We start from the raw sequence: 13,589 nt of genomic DNA, 5'->3' as shown, positions 1-13,589 counted from the left end.
TGGATTCTATTGGCAAAATTAGATAAAAGGGGGTTATTGTACCCGTCCTTTCATTTGATGTCAGTTAGCTATCGTTATCTGTAAAAGTCTTGCGTGGCTTAATTTGATCCATGCTATCGAGAATACGGTGATAATTCTCAAAACGTTCTTGAGTTATTTCATTGTCTTCCACTGCCTTGCGTAACGCACATGCTGGATCGTCCCGATGTTTACAATCACGGAATTTACAACTGCCCAGATAATCACGGAACTCAATAAAACCCTGAGTTATCTGCTCCGGTGTTAAATGCCACAGGCCAAACTCTCGAACACCAGGAGAATCAATGACATCACCGCCATGAGGAAAATGATAAAGACGGGATGCCGTTGTGGTGTGTTGACCTAAACCGGAAACATCTGAAACCTGATTGACCAAGATTTCTGCTTCACTTTCCGGCAAGAGTGTATTGAGTAAACTTGATTTACCCACACCAGATTGACCGGCAAAAATAGTGATTCGACCTGCGAGCATCTTCGTTAATTCTTCCATACCTTCGCCAGTATGGCTTGATAGTTTCAATACTCTGTAACCAATGTTGTGGTATGTGGACATGATTTCGCTGACCCATGCACGGCTTTCTTCGTCCAAAAGATCAATTTTATTCAATACAATCAACGGTTCAATGCCCAATGTTTCACAGGCAACAAGGTAGCGATCGATAATATTGAGTGACAGTTCAGGAAGAATGGCTGACACAATCACTATTTGATCAATATTGGCGGCGATAGGTTTAATACCATCATAATAGTCAGGCCGCGTAAGTACGGAAGTCCGTTCGTGAACGGCTTCAACAATACCATTCACTTTAACATCTACTTGGGTTTGCAGCGAAGGACGCCATACCACCCGATCACCCGTTACCAATGAACGGATAGTTCTGCGAATATTACAACGTTGTATAGAACCGTCTTCTGCCTCGACATCAGCATGTTGGCCGAAACGGCTGATAACTAGCCCTTCCTGAGGTTCACCTAACTGACTATCATCCATTTCAGGTTTATTGTCCTGTTTTTTCAGCCTGCGCTGATGATTTTCCTGTACCCGCCGTTGCTGGCCTTTGGATAGTTTATGCTTAGCCACCGAACCTCACTTGTTCCACATTTATCGCTGTTATTGCTTAAAAGCGCTATGATACACCATTAATAATAACTCTCTCTCCAATCTAGGATATAACATGTCAAAAAGTGAGCACAATCTTATCTGGATAGATTTAGAAATGACGGGTTTAGATCCAGAGCGGGATCGCATTATTGAAATTGCGACAATTGTCACCGATGCAAATTTGAATATCTTGGCTGAAGGGCCGGTCATTGCGGTTCATCAGTCTGATGAACAACTTGCTCTGATGGATGAATGGAATGTGCGCACCCATACGGGCAGTGGGTTGGTTGAACGTGTTAAAGCCAGTAAAATTGATGATCGTGAGGCAGAGAAGGCGACGATTGAATTTTTGGAAAAATGGGTTCCGGCAGGTGCTTCTCCCATTTGTGGTAACAGTGTGAGTCAGGATCGGCGTTTCTTGTTCCGCTATATGCCAGAATTGGAAGCTTACTTTCATTACCGCTATCTGGATGTCAGTACACTTAAAGAATTAGCTCGTCGCTGGAAGCCGGAAATCCTTGCTGGGCTTAAGAAACAGAATACTCATCAGGCGCTGGATGATATCCGTGAATCAGTTGCTGAATTAGCCTATTATCGGGAACATTTTATTCAACTGTAAGCCAGAAAGTTTTAACTGGCTTGATAACGCAAGCTCAGTATGACGATTAATTAATCTATGTTGATGTTTAAATCGTCATTTTGCCGAAAAGTTTGTTTTTTTGCGTTGAAGGGCTTGCGGGCGCAATGATTTTTCGTATAATGCGCTCCCCATACCGATGAAGAATTTCATAAGGTATAGATAGCGTACTAAAAGATATGCGGGAATAGCTCAGTTGGTAGAGCACGACCTTGCCAAGGTCGGGGTCGCGAGTTCGAGTCTCGTTTCCCGCTCCAAATTTTGGTTTAGAATCAGTATGTTATTTCTGGCTATCGTTAGCCAATCAATGACGCGGGAATAGCTCAGTTGGTAGAGCACAACCTTGCCAAGGTTGGGGTCGCGAGTTCGAGTCTCGTTTCCCGCTCCAAGTTTAGATTCGCAATTGATTTCCTGGGATTAGTATATTATTTCAGGTGATCACCAGTCAGTAATGCGGGAATAGCTCAGTTGGTAGAGCACGACCTTGCCAAGGTCGGGGTCGCGAGTTCGAGTCTCGTTTCCCGCTCCAAGTCTTCCTTTATCATGTCGATAACCTAAATATCCTTCTCCTTTGCCAGTCTTATTTTCACGTGATAAACATGTTGCATGATGTTGTAAACATCGTCTGGGTTATTGGTAAATTTTTTGTATTTAACTTGTGAGTTTCATATCCATTGTTTGATAACGTAATACATACAGGGAAAATCTAACCACTCAGCAACCGGCGCATAAGCAGGGTTTGCATATCCCTCCGACCATCGGCAATTACAAAAATCACCACCTGTTGACCAATGAGCTGATAAATGACCCGATAAGATTTAAAAAATGTTTGGCGAAAATCGCGGATCCCTAGCTCCTGCAACTCCTTGGGATAATTGCCTTTTTCAGGAAAGTTAGCCAAGTTGTTTGCTGTTTTCAGCAACTGATCCAATACATAATCGGCTTTCCCTGAACTGTCATTTTCGACAATGTAATCGTAGATATCCTCTAAATCCGCCTCGGCATCTTTAGTCAGTACCACCTGATATGGCATTAGGAAAACTTTCTTTTATTCTTTAAACGTTGAACCACATCCTTTACCGGAGTGATTTCTCCCGCTTTAACCTGCTGTTGTCCTAAAGCCAAAATCTTTAACAACGCCATAGTTTCCTGAATCTGTTCATAAGAAGCAATATCCTGGATCACCGCTTTTGCTTCGCCATTTTGTGTAATAATCATCGGTGAGCGGGACTCAGAGAGTGTCGTCATCACCGTAGCTGCATTGGCTTTAAGGTAGCTGATAGGCTTAATTTGTTCTGAATAACGCATAGAATCCCTCACATCAAAAAAGACTAAATATAGACTATAAAAAGTCAATAAATTGATTGTAAAATGACTGAGCAAATTAAGCAAATGCCGATTTTGTAAAAGTAGAACAAGCAAGTCTATTGGCATGAGGTAATGTAGGAAAAATTATTATTTTTTTGCTTGTTAGAGATGGTTTGTGAGTTGCATTTCTCCGCTCCCATTTTTGATATGCAAATATCCATTGAAATTTCTTACATTCATGGTTTTTAAGTTCAAAAATCAGGTTTGCCATCAGGTCTCAGTAAGATCGACGCTTTTGTTTGTACCAAAGCGTCGATAGGGGGAAATTTCTGGCTTATCTCCTGTAATTCTTTGCTTTATGGTTGATCCCAGATTTAGGTTCCGGTGGAATAAGTTTTTTACCGATTGATCTCCTATTGCAAATCAGGATGCCTCCGATGACGAGAGCACCGCCGATGAACATTGGGAATGTTAATCTCTCATCTAATAGTACTGCGCCGAGCAATACCGCAGTCAAAGGGTTAAGCGCAATAAATACGCCAGAGCGAGTGGAACCAATTCTTTGGATTCCGTCGTAATACCAGATGTAGGCTACCGCTGAGCCTACTGCACCGAGATAAAGTAAGCTGTAGAGATCAGTTATAGGTAATGTATGTATTGCAGATAAACTCATTTGCCCTGTGAAAATGGCCGTTGCTGTCAGCATGATAGCGCCTGCCAGGATGGAGTATGTAACGGTATGTAGCGGGCCGATTTGGTTCACAATATTCTTGCAGAAGACGCTATAAGCAACCCAGCTTAAAACACAGCCAAAGATCAACGTATCACCCAACCAGTTACCCTCTGCTCCCACCGTCAGTTGTGGTGTTTTGCTGAAAATCACGATCATTGCACCAAGCAGACAAAGAATAATTCCCAGTATTTTCAATGGTGATTGCCTTTCTTTATAAAAGAGATATGAAAAAATCGCCATTACTGCTGGATTCAGCGCCACGATAAGTGAAGCTCTGGATGCGGTTGTATGATGTAGACCATAAAAGAAGAACAGGTTGTAGGTGTATATTCCGCAGAGGCCAAGTCCAATGATTTTCAATAACTGAGATAGGCTAATCTTGACGAACATCTTTCCTGATAAAATGAGGAAGATAATTAACGTCATGCCCGCAAGAATGAATCTGAGGCTTGCTGATAGCAAGGGAGGTGTCTCGACAGAAATGTATCGACCTGCAACAAATGTTCCGCCCCAGATGATAGCCACAAGAGACAGCTTGATATAGGTTGAGTAGTTGTTGACCGACTGCGTTGATGCGTGGTTGCTTTTCATGTTTGTCAATATCGCGATTTATAGGGTGGAAGAGGCTTTCAAGGCGGCGTATTCCATCGTCTGTTCTAATATTTCACGTTGAGCACGGCTACCTCCCAATAATGGCCATTTCTCATAGCTGAGACGGAGTTTGCTTAAACACTCTTCGTAGTGTCTCGATGTGAATAGTAAGATCGCTTTAAGGACGTCTATCCCTGTGGAATGTGTGTCTGGTTCGATGCCAAATCCATCGCTTTCCGCGATTAGCTTCTCGATAAGAAAAGACTGATTTATTGCAGAAAAAGCAAGTGCTGCATGTATCTTGTGGAAGTAAGAGGTGGATGAGCTGATGCTGCCTGTCCAAAGGACGGCAAGACGCTCCCATATTGGTTGGAACTTAGCGTCGGCAGATTTGAGCCTAAGCTGCCACAAGAATTCTACGGCGTCCAAATCTTGTTTAGCAAATGGATTGTCTTTTAGCGCATATAATTCATCAAAAGCTTGCAATGCCAGCGTGATCTCATCGGATCGTTCATACGCGATGGCGAGATGCCAGTATACATGCATTCCCATTCCGGCGTTGGTTATCCAATGTTCTTTGCAATTGGTCAGGAAGTGGCAAAGTTCTTTCCAGCGGCCTAGCTCATGCAAGGCATGTGCGACAGCATGAATGCCATAGATATTGTCCGGCATTAGTTTAACAGACTTAAAACCAACTGCTAAGGCATCATCAAAACATTGAGCTTCACAAAGGACGAATGATTTTATGGAAAGATAATATGGATAGAGGTAGTGAGTGCCAGGAATGTGTTCGTCACAATAAAGCAGAAGAGACCTTAGGTTGGTTGTTTTGCCAGTGCAGAAATCAAGCATGTGAATGAAGAAGAGCGCGATAATATCCGATGGGTATGCTCGAATATGTTGGGTCAGAAGCGATCTCGCGTTTTCGTAATCAAATTTTACCCATGCGCTGAATGCCTTATGGATAAGACAAAGCTCAGGGAGAGAGAGGTCGTGTTCGTTCATTTGAGTTAATGTGATTTTGAATTTATAAAGTTCTTTCATCTCGCAAGAGGTGATGGCATCAAATCCCATCAGGAGTTTTTTGTAGGTTCGCTGAGTGTCATTCATGGGAATAAATTCGTCTGAAAATCCACGGAGGGATAAGAACATGCTGTTTATCTCCGGCCATATGGAAGATGAGCCATCTGAAGGCCATTGGTAACTCATAAAATCCCCTTTTTTAATTAATTATGGTTTGGAAACTCGGTTGAGCGCTCGGCGAGCATGCTTCGCCTATTGTTTTATATCCGCATTGCATATACTTATTCAGATGTATGATCATGCGGAAATGAGTGATTACTCAAGGGGGAGATAATGACTTTAACCCAGCTCGAAATTTTTGCTGTTGTTGCTGAACGGAAGGGCTTTACCTTAGCTGCGGCCCAGCTCAAGATCTCTCAGTCTGGGGTTTCCCATGCCATCAGACTCCTTGAACAGGAGCTTGGCGTAGAGCTACTGCATCGGCATCAAGGCGCTGTCGAACTGACAGATATAGGAGAAAGTTTGCTACAAAAAGCCCAGGCCATTCTTGGTCTGGCTGAAACTATGCGGCAAGAAGCAGCGGATGCACGAGGGATGAAACGAGGTACGCTGCGAATCGGATCGTTTGGCCCGACTTCATCCTTGTGGCTGTTGCCAACGGTACTGGCCGATTATCGCAGGCTTTACCCCGGCATTGAGGTCCATATTGATGAGGGACCAGACAGGCAGGTTGTGCAATGGCTTATGGATAGGCGCGTGGATGTGGGATTTGTGACTCTGCCGGAAGACCAATTCGACACTTATCCGATTCTTGAAGACCAGATGGTGGCTTTGTTGCCGGTAGATCATCCTTTGGTATTGCAGGATACGGTGATGTTGAAAGATCTGTGTGTTGGACCATTCGTATTGACAGAAGCCGGATCGGCTGAACTGGTTTCCAGGCTTTTTTTATCGGCAAGATTGCAACCTAATATTCGCTATCGGACGTCTCAATTGTTAAGTACTTTGGCTACGGTTGAACGTGGGGATGCGGTGTCGATTGTTGCCGAGTCATCTCTGCCGCCGGCTCGTGATGTTCACTATATCAAGAAGGCGCTGAATCCAAAGGTGAAACGACATGTCGGGTTGGCTGTGTTTGATGAACGTCAATCGTCACCGGCCACTAAAGCATTTATCGCATTGGCGACTAAAAAATTTCGCATGGTGAATTCGGCTGTCTCCCTTGCTTCCAGGGAGCTTGTTGACCTGAGGCCATGAGGCTTCAGGTCGGATTGCTTAATACTGATAATCAACTTTGATCATATTGTAATGGGACGGGTAAACGGGGTAAGTACCTCCGTTGAGAATCCCGCTAATTCTAAAGGAACCTTTGGCATCATGGTCGCTAAAGGCATTTGTGGTGCTATTTAGGGCACCGAAGACATCCAGGCATTGCGATGGGGTGGATGAATATCGTGGGGTATAACAAACGCTGAAAGTCTGAGTTGTCGCACCATTGCTATATATACCCAATGGATTTCAAGATGGATCGCGACGGCAAGGGAGCGAATCCCCGGGAGCATAGATAACGATGTGACCGGGGTGAGTGAGTGCAGCCAACAAAGAGGCAACTTGAAAGATGACGGGTATATAGGGGTGAAGAAAGTATTATCCTTATAATTGCAAAATATTTTTTCAACTTCTGCTTGCCAAACTTTTTGAGGTAGTACATAATGCACTCCTTTCGTCAATGAGGTATGGGTGAAATCTCTTTTGAATCAATGAATTAGATGATATTCGAAGGATTTACTTCCCGCTCTAAGTTTCTTCCTCAATGGTTGTATTCACTTACTTTGATTTGATTTTTAGGTTATATCCTCGCAGTACAGATTTCTATTTTTTATCCACAGCCCAGAAGTTGGTTTCCCGGCAAATAAGTTCGATGCTTTAAAATTATCACACAGACTTATCCACAGGCTGTTGCATTTGAATTTTTCTGACTTTGAATGTTACAAAATGAATATTTATTTTGTAACTTATTGATAATTTTTCGGAATGATCCTTTGTTAAGAAATATCACATTGATCACTTGCGCTTTTTTTGAGCATTGATCAACAAGGGGTTTTTATTTTATTCACAGAAAAATTATCTGAATCTTTTTATACGTTACAAAGATGGCTAATAATTAAGCATCTCTGGGCAAGCCCTTGGTTATCGCCCTAATAAGTCGTTTCTGTTGTGGTGTTTGTACACTAACAATATTCGTTTTGCGGCGAATGATTTGCTGTTCAATAGCCCAATGAATATGTTCGTCTAGCATTGTGTTTAATCCTAGTCTCTGTTGCAGAGCCAGAATGATATCGTATTGATAGGGTGCGTTTCCTAAAGCAACAATAATATTGCGTAACCAGCGTAAATAGCCGATGCGACGAATTGCAGAACCTTCCGTTATCCGTAGGAACTTCTCTTCACTCCAATTGAATAAATCCAATAACTTTGGTGTATGTAATGTCACACGAGGGCTGAAATCATCTTCATCTGTCAATTGGGAAAAGCGGTTCCAAGGACAAATAATCTGACAATCATCACAACCGTAAATACGGTTTCCCATCAGTGGACGAAATTCTTCAGGAATAATGCCTTCCAATTCAATTGTGAGGTAGGAAATACAACGGCGGGCATCAATAGTATAAGGGGCGATAATTGCACCGGTTGGGCAGGTTGTCATGCAGGCGACACAGCGTCCACATTGCTCTTCTTGTGGAGGATCTATAGGCAGAGGAAGGTTAATCAGCAACTCACCGAGGAAAAACCATGAACCAGCTTCTCTATTAAGAATAAGTGAGTGTTTACCGACCCAGCCTAATCCGGCCTTAGCGGCGAGTGGGCGTTCCATTATGGGTGCTGAATCAACAAAAGGCCGAAAATTAAGGACTCCTTGATATTCAAAGTCATGGCAATAATTTTGAATTTGCTCCCCGAGTTTCTTAAGACGTTGGCGCAGCAGTTTGTGATAATCTCTTCCCAGGGCATAACGGCTAATATAACCGAGTTCGGCGTCGTTTAGCGTGCTGGCAAAAGAAGCTTTAGCAGGGAGGTAATTCATTCTTACACTAATAACTCTCAATGTCCCTGGGAAAAGTTCATCCGGGCGAGCACGCATCATGCCGTGGCGTTTCATCCATGCCATCTCCCCGTGGTACTGTTTATCCAGCCATTCCTGAAGTTTTGGTTCTTCCACGGATAAATCAGTATCGCAAATGCCAACTTGCTGGAAACCAAGGGAGTGACCCCATTGTTTGATGTTGGAGACCAGAAGGTTAAGATCGAGAGGCGTTGTCATGGTGGAAATCGGCTTATACTGCAAGGTGTTGCAGTGTAGCATAATTTGTTTCAGCCCAAAAATAGTGGGTTTGATAATGAAACTGAGCAGAAGATGTTAAATGTTGATAATAGAAGTGTGTTAGGGTTATCGTTTTAGCTGATGAATTAATAAAACAACAGATATTATTCGATGAAAGAACTTATTTTATCACTTAAAGATGAAGATGCGACAGTTTCTCTTGGAAGCGCAGTTGCTGCTGCCTGTAATAGTGGTGGTGTAATTTATTTATATGGTGATTTGGGTGCCGGTAAAACTACGTTTAGCCGTGGTTTTTTGCAGTCTCTGGGTCATAAAGGGCATGTAAAAAGCCCAACTTATACTTTGGTTGAGCCTTATGCTTTAACACCGAGGTCGGTTTACCATTTCGATCTTTACCGATTGGCAGATCCGGAAGAGTTGGAATTTATGGGAATACGTGATTATTTCCATCAAGATGCCATTTGTCTGGTGGAATGGCCTCAGCAAGGAGAAGGCGTATTACCGGATGCAGATATTGAATTACATTTGAGTTACCAGTCCGAAGGGAGACAGGCACATTTTATTGCTTTGTCTAAATATGGTGAGAGCCTGTTAGATAATTTGAAATACTTATAAGGGATCACCCGACCATGATGTGTCCTTTAGTCGCAAAAATGATAAAGAAATGGCAGATCAGTTTTATGATAATGTGCTGGTTGTTTATTATGATGAGCAGTTTAGTGGTAACAACCGCAACCGCGGCGACTTTATCCAATATTCACGTCAGTAACAGCATAAATGAATCTAAAGTGACGATGGTTTTTTCCGGTGGTCGCCCTAATTACAGTTTTTTTCCATTGCATTCGCCAGAGCGTTTAGTGGTAGATATCCATCAAACAGAAAAAATTGTTGGTTTACCTATGAATCTACCGGGGCAGGATTTAGTGAGGAAAATCCGTTCCAGCCAGGCACCTGATCGACAAAAAAAACGCATTGTATTTGAACTAAATAATAAAGTTAAAGTCAACTCTATAATGCAGCAATCGAATAGTGAATATCGGGTGATTTTTACCCTTCGGGCCTCCGGGGTATCTACTGGCAAGTCTGTTTTTAGAGAGAGTTCCCAAGCTGCTACAGGTAAGCTATCACTTACTAACAGCAAATTGCAGACGACAAAACAGGCGGCTTTGCAAGCAACTTCTAAGGGCGGTCAGCGGGTAGTTGTCGCTATTGATGCAGGACATGGTGGTCAAGACCCCGGTGCGATTGGGCAACGTGGATTGAAAGAGAAAAATGTGACTATCAGTGTAGCGCGCAAACTTGAAGCATTGTTACGCAATGATCCTATGTTCAAACCCGTTTTGACCCGTAATGGAGACTATTTTATTTCTGTTGCTGGTCGTTCTGAGGTTGCACGTAAACATAGCGCAAATATGCTGATTTCTATTCATGCGGATGCCGCTCCTAATCGCAGTGCACGTGGCGCTTCTGTCTGGGTGCTGTCAAACAAGCGTGCAAACAGTGAATTGGGTAATTGGCTTGAACAGCATGAGAAACAGTCTGAGTTACTGGGTGGTGCAGGTAATGCCTTGGCAAATGGTGCTGATCCTTATCTAAGCCAGGCGGTGCTGGATTTGCAATTCGGCCACTCCCAACGGGTGGGCTATAATGTTGCAGTACAGGTTTTGAGTGAATTGCGCAAGGTCGGTTTATTACATAAACGTTCGCCAGAACATGCTAGCTTAGGTGTGTTACGTTCACCAGATATTCCTTCAATTTTGGTGGAAACAGGATTTATCAGTAACTCGGCTGAAGAAGCATTACTTGGTTCCAATGATTTTCAGGATAAGCTAGCAAGTGCTATCCATCGGGGGTTGCGCAACTATTTTCTAGCAAATCCATTACAGGCTGTACCTGAAACAGCCAAGAAGTAAAGGTTAAATATGGCGATCAAGATCTTACCTCCTCAATTAGCAAACCAAATTGCGGCTGGCGAAGTCGTAGAACGCCCTGCATCAGTAGTAAAAGAGTTGGTGGAGAATAGCCTTGATGCTGGCGCTAGCCGTATTGATATTGAAATTGAGCGCGGTGGAGTAAAACTTATTCGTGTCCGTGATAATGGCTGTGGCATCAACCATCAGGATCTTGCGCTAGCGTTGGCTCGTCATGCTACCAGTAAGATTGCTACCCTTGATGATTTGGAAGCCATTATCAGTATGGGATTCCGTGGAGAGGCGCTGGCTAGTATCAGCTCAGTTTCGCGTCTGACATTAACTTCCCGTACTGAAGAACAGCATGAAGCCTGGCAAGCTTACGCGGAAGGGCGGGATATGGCAGTGACTGTAAAGCCGGCAGCACATCCAGTAGGCAGTACTGTTGAAGTATTGGATCTCTTTTATAACACTCCTGCGCGGCGCAAGTTTCTGCGAACAGAAAAAACGGAATTTGGTCATATTGATGAAGTCGTTAGACGCATTGCGTTGGCGCGTTTGGATGTATTAATCAATTTGCATCATAACGGTAAATTGGTGCGCCAATACCGGCCGGCAAAAGATGAATCGCAGTATGAGCGGCGGTTGGCCTCCATTTGTGGTACCGCTTTTATGCAACGGGCACTTTCTCTTTCCTGGCAGCACGACGATTTATCGATTAAAGGATGGGTTGTTGACCCGATGAATACTGAGGCGAGTAGTGATATTCAATATTGTTATGTAAACGGGCGTATGATGCGTGATCGCTTAATTAATCATGCTATCCGTCAGGCTTATCAAGATTTGCTCCGGGGAGAACAACAGCCTGCTTATGTTTTATATTTGGAGGTTGATCCACATCAAGTGGATGTGAATGTGCATCCTGCGAAGCATGAAGTTCGCTTCCATCAAGCCCGTTTGGTACATGATTTTATCTATCAGGGTGTAACAGCCGTATTGAAACAGCGCGGAAGCGGTGCCGAGCTGGATATGGCTTGCTGTGAACCTGCGCCAGCCTGGGAGCCGGAAAACCGGCCATCAGCAGGGGGAAATCATTTTTCCCGGCAAAACAATGCGACATCTGTGGCAACATCATCACCAAAAGAGGTTTTGTCAAGTAAAGGGAATATGGGGGGCTCTCGCGGTGGTGAAAATCGCCAATATCATGGAGATCATTATCAGAAACGTCAGGGTGAGGTATATCAGAAACTGATGCAGTCTGAACCTGAAGAAAAAAGAGAGCTGTTTCCAGCTAGAACCGCTCCGGTTATGGCAGAAAAGGTCACTTCTGCTCTTGTTCAGGTTAAAAATAGCAATCATAGTTTTGGTAAGGTGTTGAGCATATATTCACCATGTTATGCTCTGATTGAATCTCCATTGGGAATTGGGTTGTTATCTTTGCCGGTAGCTGAACGCTGGTTAAGACAAGCACAGTTAACACCAACAGAGCAAGGGCTGAAATCACAGCCATTGTTGATACCGCTGAAACTATCTCTTAGTAAAGAGGAAGCTGATGCTTTAAATCGTTATAGTGACTTATTGGGCTCTTTTGGTATTGAAGCATCTGTATCTCATGGAAAAGCGATACTATGTGCGGTATCGTTACCATTACGGCAACAAAATCTGCCTAAATTAATTCCTGAGTTGCTAGGTTATTTGGCACAACAGCCATCAGCATCGGCTGAACAGGTTGTAACTTGGCTTGCTCGTCATATCGGCAGTGAGTATGGAACGTGGAACGTTGCTCAGGCGGTGCAGTTATTAGCTGATGTTGAGCGTCTTTGCCCACAACTGGTAAAATCTCCACCAGATGGGTTATTACAATTAATTGATTTACAAGCAGTGGTGGCATCTCTTACTCATGAGTGATCAGAAAACTCAACATCTACCAATGGCAATTTTTGTTATGGGTCCGACGGCCTCAGGCAAAACGGCTTTATCTGTTGCTTTACGCCAGCATCTTCCTGTGGAGCTGATCAGCGTTGATTCTGCGCTAATTTATCGTGGAATGGATATTGGTACCGCCAAACCAACAACCGAAGAGCAAGCGTTGGCACCTCATCGTTTAATCAATATTCTGGACCCTTCTCAACCTTATTCTGCTGCTGATTTTTGTCACGATGCATTGAAGGAGATGGCAGAAATTACTGCTTCTGGCCGTATTCCTCTGCTGGTGGGAGGAACGATGCTCTATTTCAAGGCGTTACTTGAAGGTTTGTCGCCTTTACCTTCGGCTAATCCGGTTATTCGGGCACAAATAGAACAACAGGCGGCAGAGCAAGGATGGGATGCATTGCATCAGCAACTACAGAAGATTGATCCTGTGGCGGCGTTAAGAATTCATCCTAATGATCCACAGAGACTTTCTCGGGCACTGGAAGTTTTTCTTATTTCAGGTAAAACTCTCACTGAACTGACTAAATTGTCAGGAGAATCGCTGCCTTATCGTGTTCATCAATTTGCTATTGCACCGGCAAAACGTGAGCTCCTTCATCAACGCATTGAAGCGCGTTTTCATCAAATGCTTGAATCAGGGTTTGAAGAGGAAGTTAAAGCACTTTATGCTCGTCGTGATTTGCATGTGGATTTACCTTCTATTCGTTGTGTCGGTTATCGTCAGATGTGGTCTTATCTTTCCGGCGAAATTGACTACGATGAAATGATTTATCGCGGTATTTGTGCGACGCGCCAGTTGGCAAAGCGTCAGGTAACTTGGCTCAGAGGTTGGAAGTCGGTTCATTGGTTGGATAGTTCTCAACCAGAGCAAGCTTTAAGCACAGTTATGCAGGTTGTTAGTGCATAGGTTTATTGATTGTGTACAATTGATGAGTACCAAAGCGCAATTTTTGAGTAGTTCATTTTTT

The 13,589-nt window shown here is 43.5% G+C and carries 12 protein-coding genes and 3 tRNA genes; 9 read left to right on the top strand and 6 right to left on the bottom strand.

Translation table 11 applies throughout. The features are described from left to right. Window positions 1–64: 64 nt before the first annotated feature. Window positions 65–1,120, bottom strand: a complete 1,056-nt coding sequence (rsgA, locus tag AAC155_RS07775) for a small ribosomal subunit biogenesis GTPase RsgA (protein ID WP_113041675.1) — start codon at window positions 1,118–1,120, stop codon at window positions 65–67. A 94-nt stretch (window positions 1,121–1,214) separates the two neighbouring features. On the opposite strand from rsgA, the gene orn reads away from it, so the two are divergent. The 4 genes from orn to AAC155_RS07755 all read left to right on the top strand — a co-directional run bounded on the left by orn (window position 1,215) and on the right by AAC155_RS07755 (window position 2,307). Next, a complete protein-coding gene (gene orn, locus AAC155_RS07770; protein ID WP_113041674.1) occupies window positions 1,215–1,760 on the top strand; it encodes an oligoribonuclease in 546 nt (181 codons plus the stop codon). A gap of 199 nt (window positions 1,761–1,959) precedes the next feature. Beyond that, window positions 1,960–2,035 (top strand) — tRNA-Gly (locus AAC155_RS07765). A 55-nt stretch (window positions 2,036–2,090) separates the two neighbouring features. After that, window positions 2,091–2,166: transfer RNA gene (locus tag AAC155_RS07760), tRNA-Gly, on the top strand. Window positions 2,167–2,231: 65 nt separating this feature from the next. Continuing rightward, window positions 2,232–2,307 (top strand) — tRNA-Gly (locus tag AAC155_RS07755). A 177-nt stretch (window positions 2,308–2,484) separates the two neighbouring features. Here AAC155_RS07755 and AAC155_RS07750 read toward each other — a convergent pair. From AAC155_RS07750 to AAC155_RS07735, 4 genes are all read right to left on the bottom strand, one after another. Then, entirely contained in the window at window positions 2,485–2,811 is a 327-nt protein-coding gene (locus AAC155_RS07750; protein WP_113041673.1) for a type II toxin-antitoxin system RelE/ParE family toxin, read from the bottom strand. Further along, the gene (locus AAC155_RS07745; protein WP_049585369.1) at window positions 2,811–3,086 is read right to left on the bottom strand and encodes a type II toxin-antitoxin system Phd/YefM family antitoxin; all 276 of its coding nucleotides are present in this window, start codon (window positions 3,084–3,086) and stop codon (window positions 2,811–2,813) included. The genes AAC155_RS07750 and AAC155_RS07745 overlap by 1 nt, the downstream gene beginning before the upstream one ends. A gap of 334 nt (window positions 3,087–3,420) precedes the next feature. Beyond that, a complete protein-coding gene (locus tag AAC155_RS07740; protein ID WP_113041672.1) occupies window positions 3,421–4,410 on the bottom strand; it encodes a DMT family transporter in 990 nt (329 codons plus the stop codon). An 18-nt stretch (window positions 4,411–4,428) separates the two neighbouring features. Beyond that, a complete protein-coding gene (locus AAC155_RS07735; protein ID WP_113041671.1) occupies window positions 4,429–5,619 on the bottom strand; it encodes a tetratricopeptide repeat protein in 1,191 nt (396 codons plus the stop codon). A 147-nt stretch (window positions 5,620–5,766) separates the two neighbouring features. Between AAC155_RS07735 and AAC155_RS07730 the strand changes: the two genes are divergently transcribed. Beyond that, on the top strand, window positions 5,767–6,690 hold the full coding sequence (locus tag AAC155_RS07730; protein WP_113041670.1) for a LysR family transcriptional regulator: 924 nt from the start codon (window positions 5,767–5,769) through the stop codon (window positions 6,688–6,690). A 907-nt stretch (window positions 6,691–7,597) separates the two neighbouring features. Here AAC155_RS07730 and queG read toward each other — a convergent pair. Beyond that, on the bottom strand, window positions 7,598–8,755 hold the full coding sequence (gene queG, locus AAC155_RS07725) for a tRNA epoxyqueuosine(34) reductase QueG (protein WP_113041695.1): 1,158 nt from the start codon (window positions 8,753–8,755) through the stop codon (window positions 7,598–7,600). A 171-nt stretch (window positions 8,756–8,926) separates the two neighbouring features. Here queG and tsaE point away from each other — a divergent pair, with 171 nt between their 5' ends. The 4 genes from tsaE to miaA are packed head-to-tail and all read left to right on the top strand — an operon-like array spanning window position 8,927 to window position 13,528. Then, window positions 8,927–9,391: a tRNA (adenosine(37)-N6)-threonylcarbamoyltransferase complex ATPase subunit type 1 TsaE gene (gene tsaE, locus AAC155_RS07720; RefSeq protein WP_113041669.1), complete on the top strand. Its 465-nt coding sequence runs from the start codon at window positions 8,927–8,929 to the stop codon at window positions 9,389–9,391. 14 nt (window positions 9,392–9,405) lie between these two features. Further along, window positions 9,406–10,689 (top strand): N-acetylmuramoyl-L-alanine amidase, encoded by a 1,284-nt coding sequence (locus AAC155_RS07715; RefSeq protein ID WP_113041668.1) that lies wholly within the window; start codon window positions 9,406–9,408, stop codon window positions 10,687–10,689. Between the two features lie 9 nt (window positions 10,690–10,698). After that, on the top strand, window positions 10,699–12,594 hold the full coding sequence (mutL, locus tag AAC155_RS07710; protein ID WP_113041667.1) for a DNA mismatch repair endonuclease MutL: 1,896 nt from the start codon (window positions 10,699–10,701) through the stop codon (window positions 12,592–12,594). Next, window positions 12,587–13,528 carry a tRNA (adenosine(37)-N6)-dimethylallyltransferase MiaA gene (gene miaA, locus AAC155_RS07705; protein WP_113041666.1) on the top strand — a complete coding sequence of 314 codons (942 nt, stop codon included), beginning with the start codon at window positions 12,587–12,589 and terminating at the stop codon, window positions 13,526–13,528. The genes mutL and miaA overlap by 8 nt, the downstream gene beginning before the upstream one ends. Window positions 13,529–13,589: the final 61 nt, after the last annotated feature.

This window comes from Photorhabdus sp. HUG-39 (assembly GCF_963878365.1).
Classification (GTDB): domain Bacteria; phylum Pseudomonadota; class Gammaproteobacteria; order Enterobacterales; family Enterobacteriaceae; genus Photorhabdus; species Photorhabdus kayaii.
Note: the sequence above shows the minus strand (reverse complement) of the source record. Positions and strands in the feature narration are given on the sequence as shown.